Source organism: Microbacterium sp. R86528, assembly GCF_044596335.1.
Lineage (GTDB): Bacteria > Actinomycetota > Actinomycetes > Actinomycetales > Microbacteriaceae > Microbacterium > Microbacterium marmarense.
The window spans coordinates 1,731,003-1,753,256 of sequence record NZ_CP138996.1 but is presented as its reverse complement, the minus strand read 5'-3'; the positions used below and the strand labels follow the sequence as shown (position 1 = coordinate 1,753,256).

21 protein-coding genes are annotated in these 22,254 nt (G+C 61.6%); 16 read left to right on the top strand and 5 right to left on the bottom strand.

Annotated features, from left to right (window positions below; genetic code table 11):
- Positions 1–140 precede the first annotated feature (140 nt).
- Positions 141–2,105 carry a M13 family metallopeptidase gene (locus SJY18_RS08130; RefSeq protein WP_396667198.1) on the top strand — a complete coding sequence of 655 codons (1,965 nt, stop codon included), beginning with the start codon at positions 141–143 and terminating at the stop codon, positions 2,103–2,105.
- Between the two features lie 47 nt (positions 2,106–2,152).
- Positions 2,153–3,106 (top strand): serine hydrolase, encoded by a 954-nt coding sequence (locus SJY18_RS08125; RefSeq protein WP_396667197.1) that lies wholly within the window; start codon positions 2,153–2,155, stop codon positions 3,104–3,106.
- A gap of 30 nt (positions 3,107–3,136) precedes the next feature.
- Here SJY18_RS08125 and SJY18_RS08120 read toward each other — a convergent pair whose 3' ends face one another.
- Together SJY18_RS08120 and purU are read right to left on the bottom strand one after the other, a co-directional pair.
- Entirely contained in the window at positions 3,137–3,799 is a 663-nt protein-coding gene (locus tag SJY18_RS08120) for a hypothetical protein (protein WP_396667196.1), read from the bottom strand.
- Between the two features lie 68 nt (positions 3,800–3,867).
- Positions 3,868–4,749, bottom strand: a complete 882-nt coding sequence (purU, locus tag SJY18_RS08115) for a formyltetrahydrofolate deformylase (protein WP_396667195.1) — start codon at positions 4,747–4,749, stop codon at positions 3,868–3,870.
- Between the two features lie 158 nt (positions 4,750–4,907).
- Here purU and SJY18_RS08110 point away from each other — a divergent pair, with 158 nt between their 5' ends.
- From SJY18_RS08110 to SJY18_RS08060, 11 genes are all read left to right on the top strand, one after another.
- Positions 4,908–6,413 (top strand): xylulokinase, encoded by a 1,506-nt coding sequence (locus SJY18_RS08110; RefSeq protein WP_396667194.1) that lies wholly within the window; start codon positions 4,908–4,910, stop codon positions 6,411–6,413.
- A 138-nt stretch (positions 6,414–6,551) separates the two neighbouring features.
- A complete protein-coding gene (locus SJY18_RS08105) occupies positions 6,552–8,027 on the top strand; it encodes an FAD-binding oxidoreductase (RefSeq protein WP_396667193.1) in 1,476 nt (491 codons plus the stop codon).
- A 51-nt stretch (positions 8,028–8,078) separates the two neighbouring features.
- Complete coding sequence (locus tag SJY18_RS08100; protein WP_396667192.1) at positions 8,079–8,972, top strand: sugar phosphate isomerase/epimerase family protein; 894 nt, start codon at positions 8,079–8,081, stop codon at positions 8,970–8,972.
- 35 nt (positions 8,973–9,007) lie between these two features.
- On the top strand, positions 9,008–10,240 hold the full coding sequence (locus SJY18_RS08095; protein ID WP_396667191.1) for a Tm-1-like ATP-binding domain-containing protein: 1,233 nt from the start codon (positions 9,008–9,010) through the stop codon (positions 10,238–10,240).
- Positions 10,237–11,154 carry a creatininase family protein gene (locus SJY18_RS08090; protein WP_396667190.1) on the top strand — a complete coding sequence of 306 codons (918 nt, stop codon included), beginning with the start codon at positions 10,237–10,239 and terminating at the stop codon, positions 11,152–11,154. The genes SJY18_RS08095 and SJY18_RS08090 overlap by 4 nt, the downstream gene beginning before the upstream one ends.
- Before the next feature lie 37 nt (positions 11,155–11,191).
- Positions 11,192–11,863 carry a GntR family transcriptional regulator gene (locus SJY18_RS08085; RefSeq protein WP_396667189.1) on the top strand — a complete coding sequence of 224 codons (672 nt, stop codon included), beginning with the start codon at positions 11,192–11,194 and terminating at the stop codon, positions 11,861–11,863.
- A gap of 109 nt (positions 11,864–11,972) precedes the next feature.
- Entirely contained in the window at positions 11,973–12,836 is an 864-nt protein-coding gene (locus tag SJY18_RS08080; protein WP_396667188.1) for a branched-chain amino acid ABC transporter permease, read from the top strand.
- A complete protein-coding gene (locus SJY18_RS08075; RefSeq protein WP_396667187.1) occupies positions 12,833–13,966 on the top strand; it encodes a branched-chain amino acid ABC transporter permease in 1,134 nt (377 codons plus the stop codon). The genes SJY18_RS08080 and SJY18_RS08075 overlap by 4 nt, the downstream gene beginning before the upstream one ends.
- On the top strand, positions 13,944–15,218 hold the full coding sequence (locus SJY18_RS08070; protein WP_396667186.1) for an ABC transporter substrate-binding protein: 1,275 nt from the start codon (positions 13,944–13,946) through the stop codon (positions 15,216–15,218). The genes SJY18_RS08075 and SJY18_RS08070 overlap by 23 nt, the downstream gene beginning before the upstream one ends.
- A gap of 68 nt (positions 15,219–15,286) precedes the next feature.
- Positions 15,287–16,051 carry an ABC transporter ATP-binding protein gene (locus tag SJY18_RS08065; protein WP_396667185.1) on the top strand — a complete coding sequence of 255 codons (765 nt, stop codon included), beginning with the start codon at positions 15,287–15,289 and terminating at the stop codon, positions 16,049–16,051.
- Complete coding sequence (locus tag SJY18_RS08060; RefSeq protein WP_396667184.1) at positions 16,038–16,763, top strand: ABC transporter ATP-binding protein; 726 nt, start codon at positions 16,038–16,040, stop codon at positions 16,761–16,763. Before SJY18_RS08065 ends, SJY18_RS08060 begins: the two co-directional genes overlap by 14 nt.
- A gap of 32 nt (positions 16,764–16,795) precedes the next feature.
- Here SJY18_RS08060 and glsA read toward each other — a convergent pair whose 3' ends face one another.
- Entirely contained in the window at positions 16,796–18,094 is a 1,299-nt protein-coding gene (gene glsA / locus SJY18_RS08055; RefSeq protein WP_396667183.1) for a glutaminase A, read from the bottom strand.
- 49 nt (positions 18,095–18,143) lie between these two features.
- Here glsA and SJY18_RS08050 point away from each other — a divergent pair, with 49 nt between their 5' ends.
- Positions 18,144–19,142: a mechanosensitive ion channel domain-containing protein gene (locus SJY18_RS08050; RefSeq protein ID WP_337336543.1), complete on the top strand. Its 999-nt coding sequence runs from the start codon at positions 18,144–18,146 to the stop codon at positions 19,140–19,142.
- Between the two features lie 74 nt (positions 19,143–19,216).
- On the opposite strand, the gene SJY18_RS08045 is transcribed toward SJY18_RS08050, so the two are convergent.
- Positions 19,217–19,726: a MarR family winged helix-turn-helix transcriptional regulator gene (locus SJY18_RS08045; protein ID WP_396667182.1), complete on the bottom strand. Its 510-nt coding sequence runs from the start codon at positions 19,724–19,726 to the stop codon at positions 19,217–19,219.
- Positions 19,727–19,821: 95 nt separating this feature from the next.
- Here SJY18_RS08045 and SJY18_RS08040 point away from each other — a divergent pair, with 95 nt between their 5' ends.
- On the top strand, positions 19,822–20,169 hold the full coding sequence (locus SJY18_RS08040) for a hypothetical protein (protein ID WP_396667181.1): 348 nt from the start codon (positions 19,822–19,824) through the stop codon (positions 20,167–20,169).
- 34 nt (positions 20,170–20,203) lie between these two features.
- Positions 20,204–20,815: a GyrI-like domain-containing protein gene (locus SJY18_RS08035; RefSeq protein WP_396667180.1), complete on the top strand. Its 612-nt coding sequence runs from the start codon at positions 20,204–20,206 to the stop codon at positions 20,813–20,815.
- Between the two features lie 27 nt (positions 20,816–20,842).
- Here the strand turns inward: SJY18_RS08035 and SJY18_RS08030 are convergent, their stop codons facing one another.
- A complete protein-coding gene (locus SJY18_RS08030; protein WP_396668897.1) occupies positions 20,843–22,243 on the bottom strand; it encodes an MFS transporter in 1,401 nt (466 codons plus the stop codon).
- Between the last annotated feature and the right edge of the window lie 11 nt (positions 22,244–22,254).

The following is a 22,254-nucleotide window of genomic DNA, read 5'->3' as shown; positions in this document are numbered from 1 at the left end:
CCGGCAGACGCAGCATCCGGATTCAAATGCCGAGAACCTGCTGCCGGCAACGGCACGAGCTGATGAAGACTCGCCTAACGATCACGTCGTTGTTGCCTACGCTGACCTAATCCAAAGGTTCGGGTCTTATTGTTGTTGCCATGACCGACGCCCCCCAATCTGGTCTCGTGCTCGAAGAGCTGAGCGCTGAGATTCGCCCACAAGATGACCTGTTCCGTCACGTCAACGGTGCCTGGCTAGACCGCACGGAAATTCCCGAAGACAAGGCGCGCTGGGGCTCTTTCCACCTCATCGCTGAGCAGGCAGAGAAGCATGTTCACGCCATCATCGAAGAGTCGCAGCAGGCTGAGCCCGGTACTGAGACGCGCAAGATCGGTGATCTCTACTCCAGCTTCATGGACACCGCCCGCATTGCCGAACTCGGGGCCGCGCCGCTGGCCGACTCGCTCGCGCGCGTAGAGAAAATCGATTCTGTGCCGTCGCTGCTGCGCACTGTCGGCGAACTCGAGCGCGATGGTGTCGGCGGCATGATCTCGCTCTACATCGAGCCAGACCCAGGAAACCCCGAGCGCTATGTGCCGTTCTTCGTGCAGTCGGGTCTGTCGCTTCCCGACGAGAGCTACTACCGGCTTGAGAACTTCGGCGAAGCGCGCATCGCGTTCCGCGCGCACGTAGAGAAGCTGCTTGATCTTGCTGGAGTCGCGGATGCCGCCGCCAACGCCGACCGCATCGTCGCTCTAGAAACCGAGATCGCGACCCACCACTGGGACAACGTCAAGAGCCGTGATGCCATGGCAACCTACAACCTCATGCCCTGGGCCGAAGTGCAAGCGCTTATCGGGGTAGACCTCACACCCTGGCTTGAGGGGATCGCCCGCGATCACGCCCGCGCGTTCGACGAGGTCAACATCTATCAGCCGAGCTTCATCGAGGGACTTGGCACCTTGCTCACCGAGGAACGGCTCGAAGACTGGAAGGCGTGGCTGCGCTTCTCGATCGTTCACGGTGCCGCCGCGTTCCTGTCAGACGAATTCGTCGCCGAGAACTTCTCGTTCTATGGAACTCAGCTCACCGGAGTGCCGGTCAACCGCGAGCGCTGGAAGCGCGGCGTCAGCCTCACCGAGGCGGCCCTGGGTGAGGCCATCGGCAAGGTGTACGTGCAGCGCCACTTTCCACCAGCGGCGAAAACAGCGATGGACGGGCTCGTCGAGAACCTAGTCGCGGCGTATCGCCAGTCGATAAGCGAGCTCGAATGGATGACGCCTGAAACGCGCGAGCGTGCGCTCGCCAAGCTCGAGGCGTTTACACCGAAGATCGGGTTCCCCACCAAGTGGAAGGACTACTCGAGCCTCGAGATCGACGCGACCGACCTGGTCGGCAACGTGCGACGTTCGCACATCTGGGAGCATGACCGCCAACTCGAGAAAGTTGGCCAGCCGATCGATCGTGACGAGTGGTTCATGACCCCGCAGACGGTCAATGCGTACTACAACCCGCTGATGAACGAGATCGTTTTTCCGGCGGCCATTCTGCAGTACCCGTTCTTCGACGTGGACCGCGACGATGCCGCCAACTACGGCGGAATCGGAGCAGTCATCGGGCATGAGATCGGGCACGGTTTTGACGACCAGGGCAGCCGCTTTGACGGCGACGGTTCGCTGCGCGACTGGTGGACCGACGATGATCGTGCCGCGTTCGAAGTGCGCACCAAGAATCTCATCGCCCAGTACGACGAGCTCACCCCGGCGGGCCTTCCCGAAGAGAACAAGGTCAACGGGTCGCTCACGATCGGTGAGAACATCGGTGATCTCGGCGGTTTGGGCATCGCGTTGAAGGCCTATGAGCTCTCACTCGATGGCGCCGAAGCGCCCGTTATCGATGGATACACGGGTGTGCAGCGACTGCTGCTGAGCTGGGGCCAAGTATGGCAACAGAAGGGTCGGGATGCTGAGACAATCAGACTGCTGACCATTGACCCGCATTCGCCCAATGAATTCCGCTGCAACCAGATTGTTCGCAACATCGACGCGTTCTACGACGCATTCGATGTGACCGAAACCGACGCACTTTGGCTCGACAAGGATGAGCGCGTCACGATTTGGTGATCGTGTGCGGCACCCGCCCGCACAGCTGCACCCAGGTAGCCCCACTCATGTTCCGCCAAAATCGGAAGGAAGCCCAGTTGGGCACGTCCCCAGAACACCAACGGGACGCTGACTCGCTACGGGGGTCGCGCCGAAGCAGCAATCTGCGCGTGCCGCGTCGAGCGGCCATCGGTCGACGTTCATTCACGTCGACGCTCAAAGCGCTCGACGACCTCGCCACCTCTGGTGCGCAGGTCTCGGTGCGCATCACCGATCTCGATCGCGGCACCACGGTGCTCGCGGGAGACGACTTTCTCACCCTGCCCGTCGCCGGGCTCGGTGTCGTGCCACTACTGATTGAGGTGGCGACTGCGTTCGAGGCGGGCACCCTCGACCCGCTCGAAATCGTTGATCGTTCGGCAGTAGCGCCGGTAGCGGTTTCTGGTGTGTGGCAGCACCTCAAAGCACCGGCACTGCCACTGATCGACCTTGCCGTGTTGACCGCTGCCACGGGCGACGCTCTCGCCGCGAACGTGCTTCTTGAGCGAGTGGGTCTACCCGCGGTGCGTGCTCGCATTGAGCAATTGGGAATGGAGCGCTCAGCACTGCTTGATCAGTTCCGCGATCAGCGAGGTCCAGATGACGCGCCCCACTTCGCCCTTGCGTCTTCGCGCGAACTGTCGGAGATGTTCGCCGCGCTGGTGAACTCGAAGGCGGTTTCGCCCGGCGTCAGCGCGCAGGTCGCTGAATGGTTGAGCTTGAATCACGATCTTTCACTCGTTGCGTCCTCCACCGGCCTTGACCCCTTCTCTCACGAAAACGACGAGCACGGGTTGCTCTTCATCAACAAAACCGGGCGGGATTCGGGCATCCGTGCTGAAGCGGGAGTGCTCGCCGGTCCGCGCGCCGGGGTGTCATACGCCATGATTGTGTGCTTCGACGATCTCTCGATTCTGCACCGCATGCGGGCACACGACGCGTTTCGTGCGCTCGGCGTCGAGCTGATGGAGTATGTGCACTAGGCGGGTGCCGGTGCTAGCCGGGTGCCGGTGCTAGGCGGATTCGCCCGCCGGTGCGGGTTCGGGCTCGTATCGAAACAGGTAGGCGAATGCGGGTCGGGTGTAGGCGATGCCGCGGCCGGCTGCCCGAATCGCTTCGGCGGTGGCAGCCGCAGGCTTCTTGGGCACCAGGTATCTGTCGAGATCGTGAGTGTTCCACCGGTAGACGCCGTCGCGATGGGTTGCTGCCGCAACGAGCGTCAGCCGGGCATCGAGTGCTGCGAGGCTGGCATCGCCATGGCTCGCATTCGCCAGAAACAGACCGCCCGCGCGCAGGTAGCGTTCGCACTCGTCCCAGCATGGACCTGTGAAAAGCGAAATGATCAGGTCGACACTTCGCGCCGCAACGGCGAGCGGAGCCGTGAAGTCTGCGTCGAGGAATTTCACCTCTGTGGCTGCTCCAGGGCGCGCTCGCCCTTGCAGGTCGGCAGCGACGCGTTGCGCGTCCGCGAAGAAGCGGGCAGCACGACGATCAACATCGACATAGGTCACGGCTGCGATAGCGACCGACGGTGACAGGTCGACGTAGCTGCCCAGATAGAGGGCGCAATCAACCGGCCACCGATCGACGAGTCCCTCGAACAGTCCGGAGCGATCGCCGATTGAGTCGCGATAGCTCGACCATGACACATCCGATGCGCGACGTTGCGAGGGCATGAGCCCACCCTATTCGACGGCGCAGCGGCCGCAGCTTCGCGGGTGCGGCCGCTGCGTCCGCTACGGCCTCAGAAGACGATCGTGTGATTGCCGTGGCGAATCACGCGGTCTTGGGCGTGCCACAGCACCGCTCGCGAAAGCACCTGCCGCTCGACGTCGGCGCCGCGTCGGGCGAGTTCAGAAGCGGTATCGCCATGCGCGACTCGAACCGTGTCTTGCTCGATGATCGGCCCTTCATCGAGCTCACTGGTGACGTAGTGCGAGGTTGCGCCGATGAGTTTCACGCCCCGCTCTTTCGCCTTCTTATAAGGCTCGGCGCCAATGAAAGCGGGCAGGAACGAATGATGGATGTTGATCACCGGCACGCCGACCTGTTCCAGGAAACTCGGCGAGAGAATCTGCATGTAACGCGCGAGGACGATGAAATCGACGTTGCCACGCAGCAGTTCGACAATTTTGGCTTCGGACTCTGACTTATCGGGTCCCGGCACCGACGGTACGTGAAAGAACGGCACGCCAAACGAATGCACGTCGTCGGCGGCATTCGGGTGATTCGAGATCACCATGGGGATGCTTACCGGCAGATCGCCCCGGCGATGGCGCCACAGCAGGTCGAGTAGACAGTGGTCTTGTTTTGAAGCCAGAATCGCCATGCGTTTCGGTGATGCTTGGTCGGTGATCGTCCATTCGAGGCCGAACTCGCCACCGATGGTGCGTTCAAGATCGGCTTCGATTGCTCCCAGTGCCGCTGACAAGCCCGCACGGTGAAAAACCACGCGCTGAAAGTACGCCCCTCCGACCGGGTCATCGGAGTACTGGTCGAACGCCACGATGTTGCCCTGGTTTCGCGTGATCAGCGCAGAAACCGCGGCTACGATCCCCGGGCGATCCGCGCCATGAACGATCAGGCAGGCGTGGTCGGTCAACGAGGAATCAGGCACGACAGTCATGCATCGATTCTGCCCTGTCTTCGGGGGCGTCGCGGGCATCGGCGGTGAGAGGACCAGATGAGATCGACGAATGCGAAGCGTGAACGGTGCTCGGTCATCGCCTACCTTGGGAGACCGGACGGTAGTGCTCAACGATCACAGGGACTGAGTGGATGCAGATGGCAGGTGAATCGCAGCTCTACGTGGGCATCGATATCGGCACGAGTGGTTGCAAAGTCTCGGTCATCGACGCCGCCGCGCGTGTTGTCGCCGAAGGGCACGCGACGTATCGCAGCTATCACCCGCACCCAGGGTGGGTCGAGCAACATCCCGCCGATTGGGTAGCGGCGGCTTTCGCCGCGTGTGACGACGTCTTCGGATTGCTTACAGAGCCGCAACGGGCAGTGGTGGCGGCCATCTCTTTCTCGGCGCCGACGCACGTTGCCGTGCTGGTGGGTGGGGATGGGGCGCCGGTGCGCCCCGCCATCATGTGGAATGACCAGCGAAGCGCAGCGCAGGCCGAAGAACTTCGGCGCACCGAGGGTGCGCACATCGCAGCTGTCACCGACAGTACGCCCACGCCTACGTGGACGCTCGCGCAGTTGCGATGGGTCGCAGAGAACGAACCCGAGGCGATCGACGCAACCCAGCAGCTTTGGTTCATGAAGGACTGGGTGCGTTCCCATTTCTCTGCCGCATCGCCTTTTTGCACCGACCGTGTCGATGCTCAAGGCGCATTGCTCTTCGACGTACACACTCATGAGTGGGACCCCACACTGGTTGCGCGGGCGGGTCTGCCCATGAGCGCCATGCCAGAGGTGCGGGAGTCGACCGCAGTGACGGGTACGCTCGCGCCGGAACTTGCCACCCGCTGGGGTCTTCAGAGCGTCTCGATCACCGTTGGCACGACAGACACTGCCGCCGAGCTACTGGCAGCTGGCCTCGCCGAGCATGGCGACGTGGCGATCAAGATTGCCACGGCTGGCAACGTCGCGATCGTGGCCGATAGCCGCCCGACAGACAAGCGCGTTCTTTGCTACGAGCACGTCGTTCCCGGCGTCTTCTATTGGAACAGTGCGACCAGCGCTGCGGCGGCGTCATTGCGGTGGCTGGGCGAGAGCATGTTGGTAGCCGAAGGTGCGGTTGATTTCGCAGAAATCGACCGCAAGGTTGCCGAGACGGCACCCGGTGCTGACGGCTTGCTGTTCACGCCATACCTCAACGGCGAGCGCTCGCCACGGTTTGATCCCGCGCTTCGAGCCACGTTTGCAGGCATCAGCGCGCATCATTCATGGCCACACTTTGCGCGTGCGGTGATGGAGGGCGTCGCTTTCTCGCTTCGGGATGCAGCGGGGCTGTACTCAGCGCCGTTGCCGCCCGCAGTTGCGCTGATCGGTGGGGGTGCGCGCAGTGCGGTCTGGCCGCGGATCGTAGCTGACGTGCTCGATCGGGATGTTTCAGTGCTTTCGGAATGCGATTCCTCGGTGGGTGCGGCATTGGTCGCCGCTGTCGGCGCGGGTGGGCTGCCTACGTTGATCGATGCTGCGCACGTGGCACGAGGTCGAGCGTCGCGCACTGTGAAACCTGATCCTGAACAGCGGGAACTTTATGGATCTCGGTTTGAAGACTATCTAAGCCTCGCAGAAACGACGGCCCAGATCAGCCATCGCTTAGGACGCTCCTAACCAGTTCCTCACCGGTACTCACGTCGATCTTCGCTTCGAGGGTTGCGCTATACATCGCTGTGTTCTACGTTGTATACAAGTAGGGATACAAGGTAGATTCATTGAAGAATCACCGACACGTCAGACGAAGGAGTTGAGGTGACGGATCAGTCAGCCGCCGCACGAGTGAGCGGAAGCGCGTTCCTGCAGGGACACATTGTGCGCGAGCTAGAAGCAGCAATCGGGCGCGATCGAGTAACGACGGACGCAGGTGAACTCCAGGCGCAAGCAGCCGACTGGTCGTGGACCTCGAAGTACATTCAGTACTCCGATCTACAGCTTCCCTCAGCCGACATTGCCGTTCGACCCACGACGCAAGCGCAGGTCGAAGAGGTTGTGCGCATCGCCTCTGAGTATCGGCTGCCGGTGGTGCCACGCGGTGGTGGCTCCGGCACGCAGGGTGGGACCCTCGCCGTTTACGGGGGCATCTCATTGGATCTCACGGCGCTCGACGAGATCATCGATGTCGACGAAGAGAGCCTTCTGGTGACGGTCGGTGCCGGCATCGACGGCCCCACGCTCGAGGACGAACTCAACAAGCGCAACCTCACGCTCGCGCACTACCCGGGGTCGTACCACCTCGGGGCGACGATCGGCGGGTTCATCGCCGCCCGTGGATCGGGTGTTGTGTCGACCAAGTACGGCAAGGCCGAAGACCAGGTCGTTCAGGTGAAGGCTGTTGTCCCACCAGGCAAGACCGTCACGACTCTTCGCGTACCCAGCCATGCGGCAGGCCCTGACCTGCTGCAGAGTTTCGTCGGTTCTGAAGGAACGCTCGGCGTCATCACGGAAGCAACCCTTCGCGTCGACCCGCTTCCTGAAGCTCGCGGCTTCTTGTCATTTAGCTTTCCCGACATCTTCGCCGGCATCGAGGCCGGTCGTCGCATCATGACAAACCGCCTCCGGCCGGCCGTCATCCGCCTGTATGACGAGGCAGACAGCGTGAAGCTCAAGGACTGGGTCGGCACGCCCTTCACGGGCACGCTTATGGTCATCATGTGCGACGGCGCCCAAGAGCTGGTCGATTATGAGACCAAGGCGATCACGGCCCTCGTCGAGAGCGCTGGTGGCACTTCGCAGGGCCCCGACGTCGGTCGAATCTGGTGGGAAGGCAAGTACGAGCCCTATGCAAAGGGCAAGCTGCCGCAGCCGCCGCTGATGTATGGCACCTTCGACCAGGTCGCACGCTTCGCGGACATCCCCAACATCTACCGGGCCAAGAAGAAGGTCATCGAAGAGGAGTTCGCCGAGTATGGCGCTCGCTATACCGCCCACCTCTCGCACTGGTACGACTGGGGTGCGATGCTCTACGACCGGTTCTACGTCGACGAGCCGCCGACCGATCCAGCAGAAGCGATGAGCTTGCACGACCGGCTGTGGGACGCTGGCATTCTCACCGGCATTGAGCACGGTGCCGTGTTGAACGACCACCACGGTGTCGGCATCAAGCTCGGACGCTTTATGCACAAGCAGTACGGAGAAGGATTCCGATTGCTGAAGGCGCAAAAAGACGCCTGGGATCCTGACGGAATCATGAATCCCGGAAAACTAGGATTCGGACCCCCTCGACGCTGAGACCCGACCAGCAGACCAGCATCAACACCAACACACTCAAAGGAGAGATAGATGCACCTGTCAATGCACAACTGGATGCGCCAAGAGCCGATCGAAACCACGATTGCTCGCCTGGCCAAGTACGGCTACAAGAGCATCGAGATCAGTGGTGAGCCCGAAAAGTACGATGCAAAGCACGTGCGCGGGCTGCTGGACCACTATGGTCTCGAGTGCTGGGGCGCCGTGACTCTCATGGTCGACAAGCGCAACATGCAGTCAGCTGATGAAGCCATGCGGGCCTCGAGCGTGCAGTACGTCAAGGACTGCATTCAGATGGTTCACGACATGGATGGCCAGATTCTCACCTATGTGCCGGGGACCGTCGGCAAGGTGGTGCCCGACTCGACGCCCGAGAACGAATGGCAGTGGCTGGTTGAGGGCACAAAGGAGATCTACGAATTCGCGGAGTCAAAGGGCGTGAAGGTGGGCGTCGAGCCGCTGAACCGCTTCGAGTCGTACCTCATTACTCGCGCTGAGCAGGCGCTTGCGTTGTGCGATGCGGTCGGTCCCAACCTCGGTGTCGTGCTGGATGCTTTCCACATCAACATCGAAGAAGAGAATCTCTACGACGCGATCCGTCTGGTCGGTGACAAGCTCGTAGACGTCCACGTCGCTGAGAACAACCGCATGCCCGCTGGCTATGGCGACTACGACTGGAACCAGTTCGTCAGCGTGCTGCGTGAGGTGGGCTACGACGGTGCCCTCACCGCCGAGTTCGTTGCACCGGTTGACCGCACGCCTGCCAACAAATATCCGAACGCACTGGAGACCAACTTCGAAGGTCTCGAGATCGATGAAGAGCAGCTCAAGTTCATCATCGATCACGGATCCTCGATCCTCACCGAGGAGTACTACGACTGGCTCGTGAAGGTCAACTCCGAAACCCTGTTGCCTCTCACGCAGTAATCCCCTGTTCGTTCACCCTGCAACGGAGCATCCCTGTGAACCTCCCCGTCGCCTTGATCGCGACCCTCGATACGAAGGGTCCCGAGGTCGCCTATCTGCGCGACCGCCTCGCTGACCTTGATGTGCCGTCCGTCGTTATCGACACTGGCATTCTGGGCGAACCTGTGGGGATCACTCCCGATGTGTCGCACAGCGACCTCGCCCGGTTCGGCGGCATCACCCTCGAGCAACTGCAGCACGCGGGTACTCGGGGCGATGCTGTCGGACTGATGCGTCAGTTTGTAATCGACTATGTGGCGCAGCTTTGGGCGCGGGGAGAGATCGCCGGCGGCATCGCGGTGGGGGGTGTGGGGGTCGTCATGGGGGCCGCGGCCCTGCACACGCTGCCGATTGGCGTTCCGAAAATCGTGATAGCTCCGACGGCCTCAGGAAGACACGAATTCGGTCCCTACGTCGGCACGACCGATGTGCTCGTTATGCACTCCGTCATTGACATCCTCGGCCTCAACGCAATTGCGACCACCGTGTTCGACAACGCGGCCGCCGCTATGGCCGGCATGCTTCAGCACGGGCATGCGCTGCCGGCGCCGAAGTCTGCATCGAAGTGCGTCGGAATGACGATGCTCGGCAACACCACGACGGCGGTGGGCGCGGCCAAGGATCGGCTCGCCGAGCTGGGCTACGAAGGTGTTGTGTTTCACTCCAGCGGCGTCGGGGGGCGCTCGATGGAGCAGCTCGCTGAAGCTGGCCATCTGATCGGAGTGATCGATTACACGACAAATGAGATCGTCGACCATCTCACCGGCGGTATTCACGATGCGGGTCCGGATCGGCTGCGCCGCGTCGGACGCGCGGGCGTGCCCCAGGTGGTCTTGCCCGCGTGCGTTGACTTCTCGGTGTTCGCCGCAGACGCGATCCCCGAGCGGCACCGCGATCGCCCCCTCTACGAGCACAATCCCGAGTACACGTTGATGCGCACGTCGGCTGACGAGATGGCCCAAGTGGGTGCCATCTTCGCCGAGCGCCTCAACGAGTCCACCGCAGCCGTGCGAGTGATAGTGCCCACTGAAGGCCTGTCGATTCCCAGCACACCCGACGGGGTCTTCTGGGATCCAGACGCCGACGCGCGCTTCCTCGACGCCGTGCGCAATGACCTCCGCCCCGACATCGAGGTAGAAACTGTGCCTCTTCACTCCAACGACCCCGCGCTTGGCCGCCTGGCGGCAGATGCGTTTCACGCCCTCTATACAAAGGAGCAGCAGTCATGACCGAACGTCCAGAACGTCGCGTTCCGCACCTCACGGAAGGTGACCAGGACTTCCGCGACAAGTTCCGCTCGTGGAACCTGGCAGACCTGTCTTACGTCGACATCGAGGAGTACCTCAAGACGAAAGACACGATCCTGGTGCCGATGGCGAGCACTGAGCAGCACGGCCCCCACCTTCCGCTCTATACCGACACGATCACTGCGGTTGAGATCACCAACCGCATCTCGGAGCAGATCGGTGTGCTTCACACGCCCCCGCTCTGGGCAGGCTATTCGCCACAGCACATGTACGGGGTGGGCCAAGGCCGCGGCACGATCACGCTTCGTGCGAGCACGTTACTCAACCTCATGAATGACGTGGCCCGCAGCCTGATTCATCACGGCTTCAGCCGCATCATCTTCATCAATGGCCATGGTTCGAACACCAAGGTCGTAGACCCGGTGCTGCGCAAGCTTCGCTATGAGACCGGCGCGCTGATTTCATTCGTGAAGCCCTTTATGGAGCGCTATGAAGGCATTCTCGCGGGTCTGATGGAGAACCCACCCGAGGAAACCCCCGGTTGGCACTCCAGCGAACTGGAAACCTCACAAGATCTTGCGTGGAATCCGGATTTGGTCCGTATGGAGCGCGCGGTCGACACTCGAGCTCACACGCCGGCATTCTTGCCGGAGGCATTCAAGAAGAACGACGGTATGCCCGACACGGAGTTTGAGGGTTATCAGTACTTCACCTTCCCGATGGATCACCATGAATTCGTCGAGAACGGCATCATCGGAAACCCGATGCGAGCCACTGCTGAGAAGGGCGAAGAGGCTTTCCGCCGGTACAGCGAGCACGTCGCGCGGGGCATCATCGAGCTGCAGAAGGTCGATGTCAACGTGCACACGCGCGAATTTATCGACCGTACGATGTGATCAGAGAATGTTGAACAGTGGGAAGGCGGTGGACGCGATGTCGATAGCAGATTCTGCGTCACGAGTGAATGTGGCCTATGACTGGCTGCTCGCGGAAATCACCGCCTTCCGGCTGGCCTCTGGTGCGCCACTGTCAGAGAATCGCATTGCGACCCATCTCGGCCTCTCTCGCACCCCGGTGCGTGAAGCGCTGCAACGGCTTGAAACCGAGGGATTGGTCAAGCGCACCGACAACGCTCGCTTCTCGGTGTCGACTTTGACGCCGCGCGAGGTTAACGATGCGTGTGACCTCTTGCAGGTGCTGGACACCTACATCTTCATGAAGGCTGCGCAGGAGCACGACGCTGAGGTATCAGCGCTCATCATCGAAACTGTCGAAGCCATGATCGAGGCTGCCGCGGCGGGAGATAAGCAGGCATGGTCAGATGCTGACTTGCGCTTTCACCGGGTCGTCAACCAGGTGGCCGGAAACCAGCTCGTCTCTGAGACGGTGAAGCACACCCGGCGGCGGATTCAAAGATTCTGGACCCGTGCTGCGTCCGCTCAGGATCGCCTTGTGGGCTGCTCCGCTGAACACATGGAGCTCGCCGAGGCGATCGTGGCGCGAGACACCGATGCGATCCCGCCCGCGGTGGCGAAGCACATTGGGCACATGCGGGTGAGCATTCTCGAAAAGCTCGAGGCCGCATCGGTCTTCTTCGGCGAATAGCAATCTAAACGTTGCCATTTCGCTATTGGAAAGACATATCTATAGTTGTATACAAGAAGGAATACGAAGACGTGTCCTCTATTGAACACACACGAAGAAGTGAGGTGAGATGGATCAGTTCTTGCAAGTCGCATTGAACGGCTTGACCTTGGCTGCCGTATATTTTCTGGTCGCGAGTGGGCTGTCGCTCATCTTCGGCCTGATGCGCGTGATCACAATGGCGCACGGAACGAGCTATCTGCTCGGTGGCTACATCGGCTACGTTGTGGTCCGCGCGACCGGCAACTGGCTGTTCGGCGCGATCGTTGCCGCTGCTGCCGTGGGTCTGGTGGGGCTGTTTATCCACCAGGTGCTGATCAAGCGCTTTCAAGACGACGACATGCGCGTCGCCTTGATCACCCTGGGCGTGTCGATCGTGGGGGCGGACTTGATGTTCGCTGTCTTCGGTGGCACAGCAACTCAGGTTCCCGTGCCGGCATGGCTCTCGGTCGGCGTTGACCTGCCGTTCCTATCCAGCCCATATCCGTTGCTGCGCCTGGTGATCCTCGGCCTTGCCATCATCATTGGCATCGCCATCTGGCTGGTTATTCAAAAGACTCGATTCGGTTCGATTGTGCGGGCTGGTGTCGATGACAGCGCGATGACCGCAGCAACAGGCGTGTCGATTGGCAAGGTCTTCGCGATCATCTTCGTCGTCGGCTCAGCACTGGCCGGGTTCGCCGGAACTGTGGGCGGGTCGCTGTTTCCCCTGCTCCCTGGTCAAGACGGCACCTACCTGCTGTTCTCGCTTGTCGTAGTGATTGTCGGCGGTATGGGATCGATTGTCGGTGCGGCAATCGGATCAGTTCTGGTCGGCTTGGTGTCGCAGTTTGCGCTGGTCTACATACCGACCTACTCGCTCGTAGTCACCTTCGCGCTCATGGTGGTTGTGCTCGCCGTGCGGCCTCAGGGTCTGATGGGGAGGAAGGTATGACCGCCATCGATCAGCAAAACGACACGTTCACCGGCGCGTCAAAGTCTCGCCGGCGCTCATACATGTGGATCTTCTGGGTTGTTGTCATCGCTCTGGCGATCGCCTTCCCATTCTTGGTAGATCGCCCGCGATTCTGGGTCTCGAACATCGGTATCAAGAGTCTGTGGCTGGGCATCATCGCGATGAGTCTGGTCTTTCTCAACAAGTATGTTGGGCTGCTTTCTCTTGCTCAGATGACCATGGCCGGAGTTGCGGCCTATGGTGTGGGCTACGCAGCGGTGACGCTGGGTTGGTCCGACACTGCATCAATCGCGATCGGGTTGCTGGCGGGCACGCTTGCTGGACTCGTGACCGCCCTTGTCGCTGCCCGCACGAAGGCGATCTACTTCTTGATGATCACGCTCGCTCTCGGGCAAGTGTTCTACTCGTGGGCGTCGCAAGCGATCGAAGTGACGAATGCTCGCCGCGGCCTCGCTCCCATTCCACGCAGCGACTGGGGCTTCATCGATTTCCGCGATCTGAACGTGTTCTACTACACGGTCTTGGCGGCGGCGATTGGCTGCTATTTGCTGTGCCGGTATGTGGCATCGACGCCGTTCGGCTACGCGCTGCAAGGCATTCGAGACAGCCCGGAGCGCATGAGCGCTCTCGGCTACAGCGTGGTTCGCTACCGAGTCGCCGCGGTGACCTTTGCGGGATTCATTGCATCGGTGGGCGGTGTGGTTCTGGCCTTTGATCGCTCGCAGGTCGACCCAGACATCGTGAGCCTGGGTGCAACGCTCGACATCCTGGTCGTGGCAGTGATCGGCGGCATCGGCTCGCTTGGCGGAGTATTCCTCGGCGGAATCTTCCTGACCTTGCTCGACAACTTCGCCGGCGACGTCACCGAGCGCTACCTCACGCTCACCGGACTCATCTTCATCATCGTTCTCTACTTCGCTCCGGCAGGGCTGGCGGGCATCGCCGAACAGGTGAGAAACCGCCTGTCGAAGCGAAAGAAAACCCACGGTTCCAGTACAGGAGCCGACAGTGTCGCAGACGAACCCTCGTCTGCAGCAGAGACCTTTGCTCCCACAGAAGGTCATGCAATCAAGAAAGGAAACAGCAATGAGGCTGACAAACAGTCCTAACAAGAAGTTTCTCGGAGCCATGGCCGTTGCGGCGTCCTCGGCGCTCGTTCTCACGGGGTGCTCCGGCGGCAGCGACGACTCGTCGGGCGGCGGAGACGCCGGAGACGGCACGCTAACGATCGGTGTTCTCGGCATCACCGAGGGCTCGCTCGCCTTCGCAATGGACGAGACCGAGCGCGCGATTGAAATCGCCATGCAGGCATATGGTGGCGACTCCAGCGGCGGCACCGTCGGCGACGTCGAAGTTGAGTTCATCTACGAAGGAACCGACGGAACCAGCGGCACAGCGCAGACCAAGGCCAAAAAGCTTGTCGAGAACGACGACGTCGACATCGTCTTCGGCCCGGTTTCGGGTGACGAGGGTGAAGCCGTCGTTCAGTACGCGCTCACGGTGCCCGACAAGACCTTCGTGATCTCCGCCGCAAGCCCGGTTGGCCTCACGCTCGAAGGCGCGACCAACGTCTACCGATTCTTTGGCGACTCGGCCATGTGGATGGGCGGCGTGGGCACGTACGCGCACGATGACAAGGGCTACGAGAACATCTACTTGATCGCGGAGGACTACTCGTTCCCGTACGACAACGCGGGTGGCTTCTTCTCAGAGTTCTGTGACGCGGGTGGCGAGATCACTGGAACCAGCTGGGTGCCGGTAGGAACGACCGACTACGCCACGATCATCTCGACGATTCCCGACGAGACTGACGCTGTGTACGTGGGACTCGGTGGTGCAGACGCGGCCAGCTTCCTCTCGCAGGCAGTGACTGCAGGAGTTGCGAAGCCGCTGGTCGGTGGAACGATCGCCGTCGACACGACCGCGCTGTCGGGCGACTCGAACCTTGCCGGTGCTGCAGCGGGAATGATCGCGGGTGGCCCTGTACCCGGTGCTGGGTACGACAACCCGAACTGGGTTGAATTCTCAGACGCCTACACGGCTCTCACGGATGAATTCCCGAGCCCCGGCATCTTCGCGATTCTGCCGTACAACTCGATCGTTCCGTTGCTCATGGGCATCGAAGCGACGGGTGCTGATCTTGGTGCAGACCAGGCCGACCTGCAGTCCGCGCTGTCGGCAACCGACTGGGACAGCCCGACGGGCAATATCACGGTTGACGAGAACAACCAGGGCATCATTGACAACTTCATCGTTGAGGTAACCGCCGACGGCGACGCCTTGGGATTGAACACGATCAGCGAGGCTACCGGTGTCAGCCAGGGAACGGTCACATACGACCGATTCGACACCTGCCCCTAGCAGGTAGAGCCGGGCGGGGTCGCTGGCCCCGCCCGGCTTCTCACACCCACACGAAGAAAGGAGCGGCGATGACGGATCAGACCCCCGCGCTGCGGGTGACCGGATTGTCCAAGAGCTACGGCGGGCTCAAGGCAATGCGACCGATCGACTTGGTAGTGGGAGACGGTGAGCGAGTCAGCGTGATCGGCACCAACGGTGCTGGCAAGTCGACTCTGTTCAACTGCATTGCCGGTACGGTTCCCGCCACGACAGGCACGGTGAGCTACTTCGGCCGTGACATTTCAAAGATGTCTGCCGCGCACCGTGCCCGGCTGGGGATCGCGCGCACATTTCAAACCTCGCAGTTGTTCGACCAAATGACGGCAGCACAGAACGTCTACGTCGCGCTCGGCGGGCGCGAGTTCACCGGCGGAATGCTCTGGCATGTCACCCGAGACACTCTTCGCTGGGAACGGGTCGATCGGCTGCTGGCGCGAGTGGGCCTCGCCGAGGTACACGACGCGATTGTGGCCGACCTGTCTCACGGGGAGCAACGCCAACTCGAGTTGGCGATGGCATTCGCCTTGCAGCCCAAGGTGCTGATGCTCGATGAACCCGCCGCGGGCTTCTCACCCGCAGAGCGCAGTCGGCTGATTCAGATTCTTCGTGAGCTGCCTTCAGAGGTCAGCCTCATTCTTATAGAGCACGATATGGACATCGCCCTGGCTGTCGCGCATCGCGTAGTGGTGATGCACGACGGGGAAAAGATTCTCGAGGGCACGCCCGACGAGATTCGCAGCAGCGAACGAGTTCGCGAGATCTACCTCGGAGGTTCCCTCGATGACGTCGCATGAGCAGCTCCTGGCTGTGTCAGGACTCAATGTGTCCTATGGACGCGTTCATATTCTTCAAGATGTGGCCTTCGAGATGGGCGCAGAACCGCTCGGCATGGTCGGCCGCAATGGCATGGGAAAGTCGACGCTCGCTCAAGCGCTCACGGGCATGTTGCCGCTCGATTCGGGCAAAGTCGAGTTCGCTGGAGTTGACCTCGCGGGTCGAAAGCCCGCCCAGGTCAACCGAGCAGGCATCGGCTATGTGCCGCAAGGCCGTCGTATCTTTCCATCGCTGACTGTTCACGAACACCTCACGATGGTGGGTGGCGCCCGTTCCCGACGGTGGAGCGTTTCAGACGTCTATGAGCTCTTCCCTCGTCTCGCCGAGCGCAAGCGCAACGGCGGTGCCGAGCTCTCTGGTGGCGAGCAGCAGATGCTTGCGATCGGGCGCGCGCTGCTGACCGATCCGAAGCTGCTGGTGATGGACGAGCCCAGTGAGGGACTCGCGCCTGCGATCGTCGATCACCTCGCCGCTACTCTGCGTATGCTCGTCGCTGAAGGACAGGCGGTGCTGCTGATTGAGCAGAACCTGCGGTTCACGGTTGAACTGTGCCCGCGCGTTCTCGTGATGGTCAACGGACGCATCGCAGCAGACCTTGCCTCTGATGTGCTCGCGCATGATGCAGATGCGCAAGCACGATATCTCGGCGTCGCAGCATCGGACGCTGCCTAGAAGCAGCAGTAGAGCTACGGGACGCTCTGGGGCTAGTCGCCCAATACGTGCTCTGGGTCGTGAAGTACGAGACGTGGCTCGCCGGTGTCTGTGGGGCGAGCACCAGCCTCAGCCCAGCGGAAGAGTCGGGCGGCAGGGGCAGCAACGCGCGTGACGCCACCGAAGTCAAGGGTTAGAACTCCGCCCGTTTCAAGCTCGGGGAGCAGTTCGCTTAGAACGTGCTCAGCGTCACCGAACTTGAGGTCACCGCGCAATCGCGCTGAGACATCAGCGTCCGCAGCCTCGCTTGCGCGAGAGACCTCGCCGATCGGTGAGAGCGGCTCTGCGCGATGCTCGAGCATGTGCAACCCGAAACGCTCGCTGAGTTCTTCGAGCATGGCAACGCCGCGAACGCTGTTGCCGCGGTCGTTCAGTCGCGGACTGAAGGTGCCGATGCCGAAACGCTCGGGCTGCAACGCCACGATGCCGCCGCCTACGCCGCTCTTCGCGGGCAAGCCCACACGAACGAGCCATTCGCCCGAGGCGTCGTACATGCCGCAACTGGTCATCACCGCGCTCGTCCAGCGAGCAACGCTTTCGCTGACGACTCTTTGGCGTGTGATCGGATTGACTCCGCCCGCAGCCAGGGTCGCAGCCATGATGGCAAGATCGCGTGCGTTGACGCGCATCGCGCACTGTCGAAAGTAGGCCCGAGTTGCGACTTCGGCGGTTGAGGCCAGCGTTCCCGCCGATCTCGCGAGGTAGGCGAGGGCCCGATTGCGATCGCCGGTTGCTGCTTCAGACTCGAACACCGCCTCATCGACGGCGAGATCCCGCCCGGCAAAGGCCGCCAGTCCGGCGCTGATGACGTCGAACTTCTCGTCCGCGGTATTCCCGGTGATGAGCGAGGTGGTGACGATCGCCCCTGCGTTGATCATGGGGTTCAGGGGGCGGCCAGAGGCTTCTTCGAGGCTGATCGCATTGAATGGTTCGCCGCTGGGCTCGAGACCGACATGCGTCGACACCGCGGCAAGCCCGAGCTGTTCAAGAGCGAGCGCGAACACGAAGGGCTTTGACACCGACTGAATGGTGAACTCGGCGGCACTGTCACCCATCTCGTGCGTCGTGCCGCGCACGCTGGCGAGCGCGATGCCAAGTTGGTCGGGGTCTTCGCGTGCGAGTTCGGGGATGTACGAGGCGACTTCGCCGTCGGTGAGCGCGCGCACGCGCTCGAAGACTGAGTCGAGCGCGGTGTGCAACGGCCGCGGGCGGTCTGCCGCTTGAGTTGATCCGGGTGGATGCTGCGCCTCGCGCCGTTGGTCGGTGTCGGTGGCTTCTTCGCTCGCGGGCATGTGGTCAGCCTATGGTGCAGCAGGCATCGTTTCGTGATTGGCTCTACCCATGCTCGGCCGCCGCCAATCACCCACGTTCGACGTTCTCGAAACATCCATGAGCGTTTCGGGTCTGCTGAGCGCCCTCGGCGTCTTGGTTGTCACCGTCGTGCTGGCGCTGGTGCTTCGCCACCTGATTCTGCGGCACTCTCGTCGTCAGAACACGGTTCATTCGTCAACCTGGTACACGTTGTCGCGGCTGGTGATGTACACCGTGCTGGTCATCGGGGTGCTCGTTGCAGTCTCATTCTTGGGCGTATCGCTCAGTGAGTTCTCGCTGATAGCGGGCGCGGTCGGCGTGGGACTTGGCTTCGGCCTGCAAACCCTCTTTGCCAACTTCATCTCGGGTGTTGTTCTGCTGCTCGACAAGTCGTTGACCGTGGGCGACTTCGTCGAGCTCGAGTCGGGAGTCACCGGAGAGGTGCGTGACATAAAAATGCGGGCGACCGCAATCGTCACGAACGACAACATCGACATTCTTGTGCCGAACTCCGAGTTTGTCAACGGACGCGTCGTCAACTGGACCCACCGTGATGCGAAGAGGCGCCTGCACGTGCCGTTCGGCGTCGCATACGGCACAGACAAAGAGGTCGCGAAGAAGGCAGCGCTCGAAGCTGCCGAGGCGGTGCCATTCACTCTCGATCTCGACGGGCCCTTGAGTCCGCAGGTGTGGCTGACCGAGTTCGGTGACAGTTCGCTCAACTTCGAACTTGTGGTCTGGCTCAATCCCGAGGCAACCAAGCGGACTGCGGGAGTCGCTGCCGCATACAACTGGGCCCTGCACGATGCGCTCATTTCGAACGGCATTGAGATTCCGTTCCCGCAGCGAGATCTCAATCTGCGTGGGTTGTTTGGCTTGCACGATGACCAGGCCCGTCGATCTGCAGGATTCGGCGCAGCGGATGCGTCGGGTGGCGACGTCGATTTGTCGCAGTCAGGCGCCGAGGCGCACGCGAGTCGCAACGATGCGATAGACGAGGTCGCCGCCGAGCCGGGGGCGACCGCATAGCGGCCGGCTCAAGAGTCTTCGCCGCTCAGCGTGGGTGCTGATGTTCGAGACGATGCTCGATGTCGTGCCAGCGCTTAGGCATGGCGGTCAATCTGATCGACCGCGTGCGTCATGGCATCAAGAAAGCGCACGATGGCGACTGCATCGTCATCAGACAGATCATGGGTGGCATCCATCATTCGCTTGTGCATGTCGCCGAGTGTCTTGCGCACCTCATCGTTCGTGCGTTCAGTAGGAAGAAGCACCACCCGGCGGCGGTCGGTCGGGTGAGGACGGCGCTCGACGTGGCCGGATCGTTCGAGCCGGTCGAGGAGACTCGTCGTCGACGCGGTAGTGATCCCTAAGTAGCTGGCGACTTCTGAAGGAGTCGTGCGGGTGCCCTTGCCGTCTTGACGCAGAATCAGCCGCAGCGCGAGAAGCTCGTTGTCGCCCATGGCCATCTCGTTGCGCGTGCGTCGGCGCATCGCAACATCGGCCGCACGATACACACGCATCGCCTCGAGCACGCGGCGTCCGCGCTCGACCTGTCGATCGATACCAGCGTCATACCAGTAGCCCCGACTCGCCGAATCGTCATTCACCATAAATTAAACATATCTCATTAGGCTTATTGCTAGCCTGTCTAGTAACTTAAACAACGAGACAAAACCGCTTTCTCACCACCCCCGAGGAGTTTCACATGGGCGCTCTCTTTTATGGCAACGACGCCGAGCCGATCACGATCCCCGATCACGCTCTCAGTCACCTGAAGATTCTCTTCGCATCAAAGCTGCGACGTGGAGAGAGCTTCTCATTCACCTGGAAGCACGGGGCTGACCAAGTGCGTGGCCGCTCTACGATCTGGATTCATCCGGCGATCCCCATGCGATTCGTTTTCGAAGAAGAGGTGGCGGCGCCGTTGGATCAAGAGCTGTTGCAGGACTTTGCGAGGCGAGCCAACTCGTCGACCGGTCTCGCGATCGACTTCAACGAGTTCGACTCCCCATCTGCCGTCGAGCGTCGCGCTGATCTTAGGCGCGTGGCCTAGAGCACTTCGCCGCTGAGTCGGTAGTGTCTGCCGTGTGAAAGTTGACCTCAAGAAGAGTCTCGACTCGTACCGGGCGAGGGCGAACGAGTTTCGCGTTCTCGACGTGCCGGCGATGCAGTATCTCGCGATCGATGGTCACGGAGCTCCGCTGAGCGGTGACTTTTCGGCGGCGATCGGAGCTCTGTACCCATTGGCCTACAAGCTGAAGTTCGCTAGCAAGCAAGATCTCGATCGCGACTATGTCGTTATGCCGCTTGAGGGATTGTGGTGGGCTGATGACATGTCGTCGTTCACCACAGCTCGCGATAAGACGCAGTGGGATTGGACGCTCATGATCATGACACCCGAGTGGATCACCCGAGAGATGTTCGACGCGGCAGTCGCGAAAGTTGCCAGCAAAGACCGGCCAGCCAAGCTCGACGAGGTGCGGCTCGAGACGCTCGCAGAGTCCCGTTGTGTGCAGACGCTGCATGTGGGGTCATTCGACGACGAGGCGAGCGTGCTCGCTGAGATGCACGATCGGTTCATCCCCGAACAGGGCTTCGCGATGACCGGAAAGCATCACGAGATCTATCTCAGCGACTTCCGTCGCGTCGAGTCGGCCAAGCTGCGCACGATCCTGCGTCAGCCCGTGCGTGCCGCCTAGCTCGCTGACGCTGCTCACGCCCCGGTGCTAATCGGGTAGCGAGGGATGCTGCTCGGAGGCGGCGCGGTGGCGCGGAATGAAGAGGGTCACCACCAGCGCGATCAGCGCTGCGGCAAGGCCGAGCCAGAATGACAGGTTGAATCCCATGGGTGTTGGCACGGGGATTCCGTCGATATCGACAGAGTAGGTGGCCAGCACTGCCCCCACCACCGCGGCCGCGATGCTTGTGCCGAGCGAGCGGAAGAGCGCGTTCAGGCCGTTCGATGCGCCTGTTTCAGATTGAGGCACCGACCGCATGATGAGCATGGGCATGGCGGCATAGCCGAAACCGATTCCGACACCGATGAGCAGGTTCGCCACGAGCAACTGCCACACCTCGGTTGCCCACAACAGAGTGAAGCCATACGCCGCCATGAGCGCGATCGCGCCCATGGCGAGCAGCAGTTTCGGCCCGATCGTGCTGGCCAGATGTCCCGAGAACGGCGACACGATCATCATCACTATGCCGGCAGGCATCACGACGAGACTTGCCGCGACGAGCGAGAGGCCGAATCCGCCTGCCTCGACGGGCAGAGCGAGGATCTGCGGGTACGAAACGTTCGAAGCGAACAGGGCGAAGCCCATCGCTATCGACGCGATATTCGTCAAGAGCACGGGGCGGCGTGCTGCCACCCGAAGGTCGAGCAGCGGCTCATCGGTTCGCAACTCGTACCACGCCCACAGCAGCGGCACGACAAGACCGCCAGCTCCGCACGCGAGCGTGAGCGGAGCACCCCAGCCCCACTCGTTGCCTCGCGAGACTGCGAGCAGAATTCCGATCAGCCCAATCGCCAGACCTGCTGTGCCGACATAGTCGTATTTGCCCGCTGTTCGCAGCACGCTCTCGGGCACGATTGCAGCAACCAGCACGAACACGGTCACGCCCAGCGCTGCCGCTAGCCAGAACACCAAATGCCAGTCGGCGCGCTCGGTGATGAGCGCGCTGAGGGGAAGACCAAGGGCGCCACCGACCCCGAGGGTCGCGCTGATCAGAGCGATTGCGGAGTTCACTCGGCTCTCGTGAAGAACATCGCGCAAGATCGAAATTCCCAGCGGCACCACTCCGGTGACGGCGCCCTGCAAGGTGCGCCCGATGATCAGCCACACGATGCCGGGTGACAGTGCCGCGATCACCGATCCGAGCACGAGCAGACCGACCAGAATCAACACGACGCGGCGCTTGCCATACATGTCGCCGAGCCGGCCCGAGATCGGCGTCATCACTGCGGCGGCCAGCAAAGTGGATGTCACAACCCACGCAGTGTCTTCGCGGCTCGCGTTCAGCAGTTCGGGCAGTTCTGACTGAATCGGCACAACCAGCGTGAACATGAACGACGTTGACATGCCGGCTATCGCCAGCACCGCAATGATCGCGCCCTGTCGGGGCATTCGGGTCAAGC

Excerpts from the sequence above, each read along its gene's own strand:
- SJY18_RS08045 (WP_396667182.1), bottom strand. The coding sequence starts at position 19,726 with ATGGTGAATGACGATTCGGCGAGTCGGGGCTACTGGTATGACGCTGGT.
- purU (WP_396667195.1), bottom strand. The coding sequence starts at position 4,749 with ATGACTGTCGTGCCTGATTCCTCGTTGACCGACCACGCCTGCCTGATC.
- SJY18_RS08110 (WP_396667194.1), top strand. The coding sequence starts at position 4,908 with ATGGCAGGTGAATCGCAGCTCTACGTGGGCATCGATATCGGCACGAGT.
- SJY18_RS08080 (WP_396667188.1), top strand. The coding sequence starts at position 11,973 with ATGGATCAGTTCTTGCAAGTCGCATTGAACGGCTTGACCTTGGCTGCC.
- SJY18_RS08075 (WP_396667187.1), top strand. The coding sequence starts at position 12,833 with ATGACCGCCATCGATCAGCAAAACGACACGTTCACCGGCGCGTCAAAG.
- SJY18_RS08030 (WP_396668897.1), bottom strand. The coding sequence starts at position 22,243 with ATGCCCCGACAGGGCGCGATCATTGCGGTGCTGGCGATAGCCGGCATG.
- SJY18_RS08040 (WP_396667181.1), top strand. The coding sequence starts at position 19,822 with ATGGGCGCTCTCTTTTATGGCAACGACGCCGAGCCGATCACGATCCCC.
- SJY18_RS08070 (WP_396667186.1), top strand. The coding sequence starts at position 13,944 with ATGAGGCTGACAAACAGTCCTAACAAGAAGTTTCTCGGAGCCATGGCC.
- SJY18_RS08130 (WP_396667198.1), top strand. The coding sequence starts at position 141 with ATGACCGACGCCCCCCAATCTGGTCTCGTGCTCGAAGAGCTGAGCGCT.
- glsA (WP_396667183.1), bottom strand. The coding sequence starts at position 18,094 with ATGCCCGCGAGCGAAGAAGCCACCGACACCGACCAACGGCGCGAGGCG.
- SJY18_RS08060 (WP_396667184.1), top strand. The coding sequence starts at position 16,038 with ATGACGTCGCATGAGCAGCTCCTGGCTGTGTCAGGACTCAATGTGTCC.
- SJY18_RS08090 (WP_396667190.1), top strand. The coding sequence starts at position 10,237 with ATGACCGAACGTCCAGAACGTCGCGTTCCGCACCTCACGGAAGGTGAC.
- SJY18_RS08065 (WP_396667185.1), top strand. The coding sequence starts at position 15,287 with ATGACGGATCAGACCCCCGCGCTGCGGGTGACCGGATTGTCCAAGAGC.
- SJY18_RS08050 (WP_337336543.1), top strand. The coding sequence starts at position 18,144 with ATGCTCGGCCGCCGCCAATCACCCACGTTCGACGTTCTCGAAACATCC.
- SJY18_RS08085 (WP_396667189.1), top strand. The coding sequence starts at position 11,192 with ATGTCGATAGCAGATTCTGCGTCACGAGTGAATGTGGCCTATGACTGG.
- SJY18_RS08100 (WP_396667192.1), top strand. The coding sequence starts at position 8,079 with ATGCACCTGTCAATGCACAACTGGATGCGCCAAGAGCCGATCGAAACC.
- SJY18_RS08125 (WP_396667197.1), top strand. The coding sequence starts at position 2,153 with ATGTTCCGCCAAAATCGGAAGGAAGCCCAGTTGGGCACGTCCCCAGAA.
- SJY18_RS08120 (WP_396667196.1), bottom strand. The coding sequence starts at position 3,799 with ATGCCCTCGCAACGTCGCGCATCGGATGTGTCATGGTCGAGCTATCGC.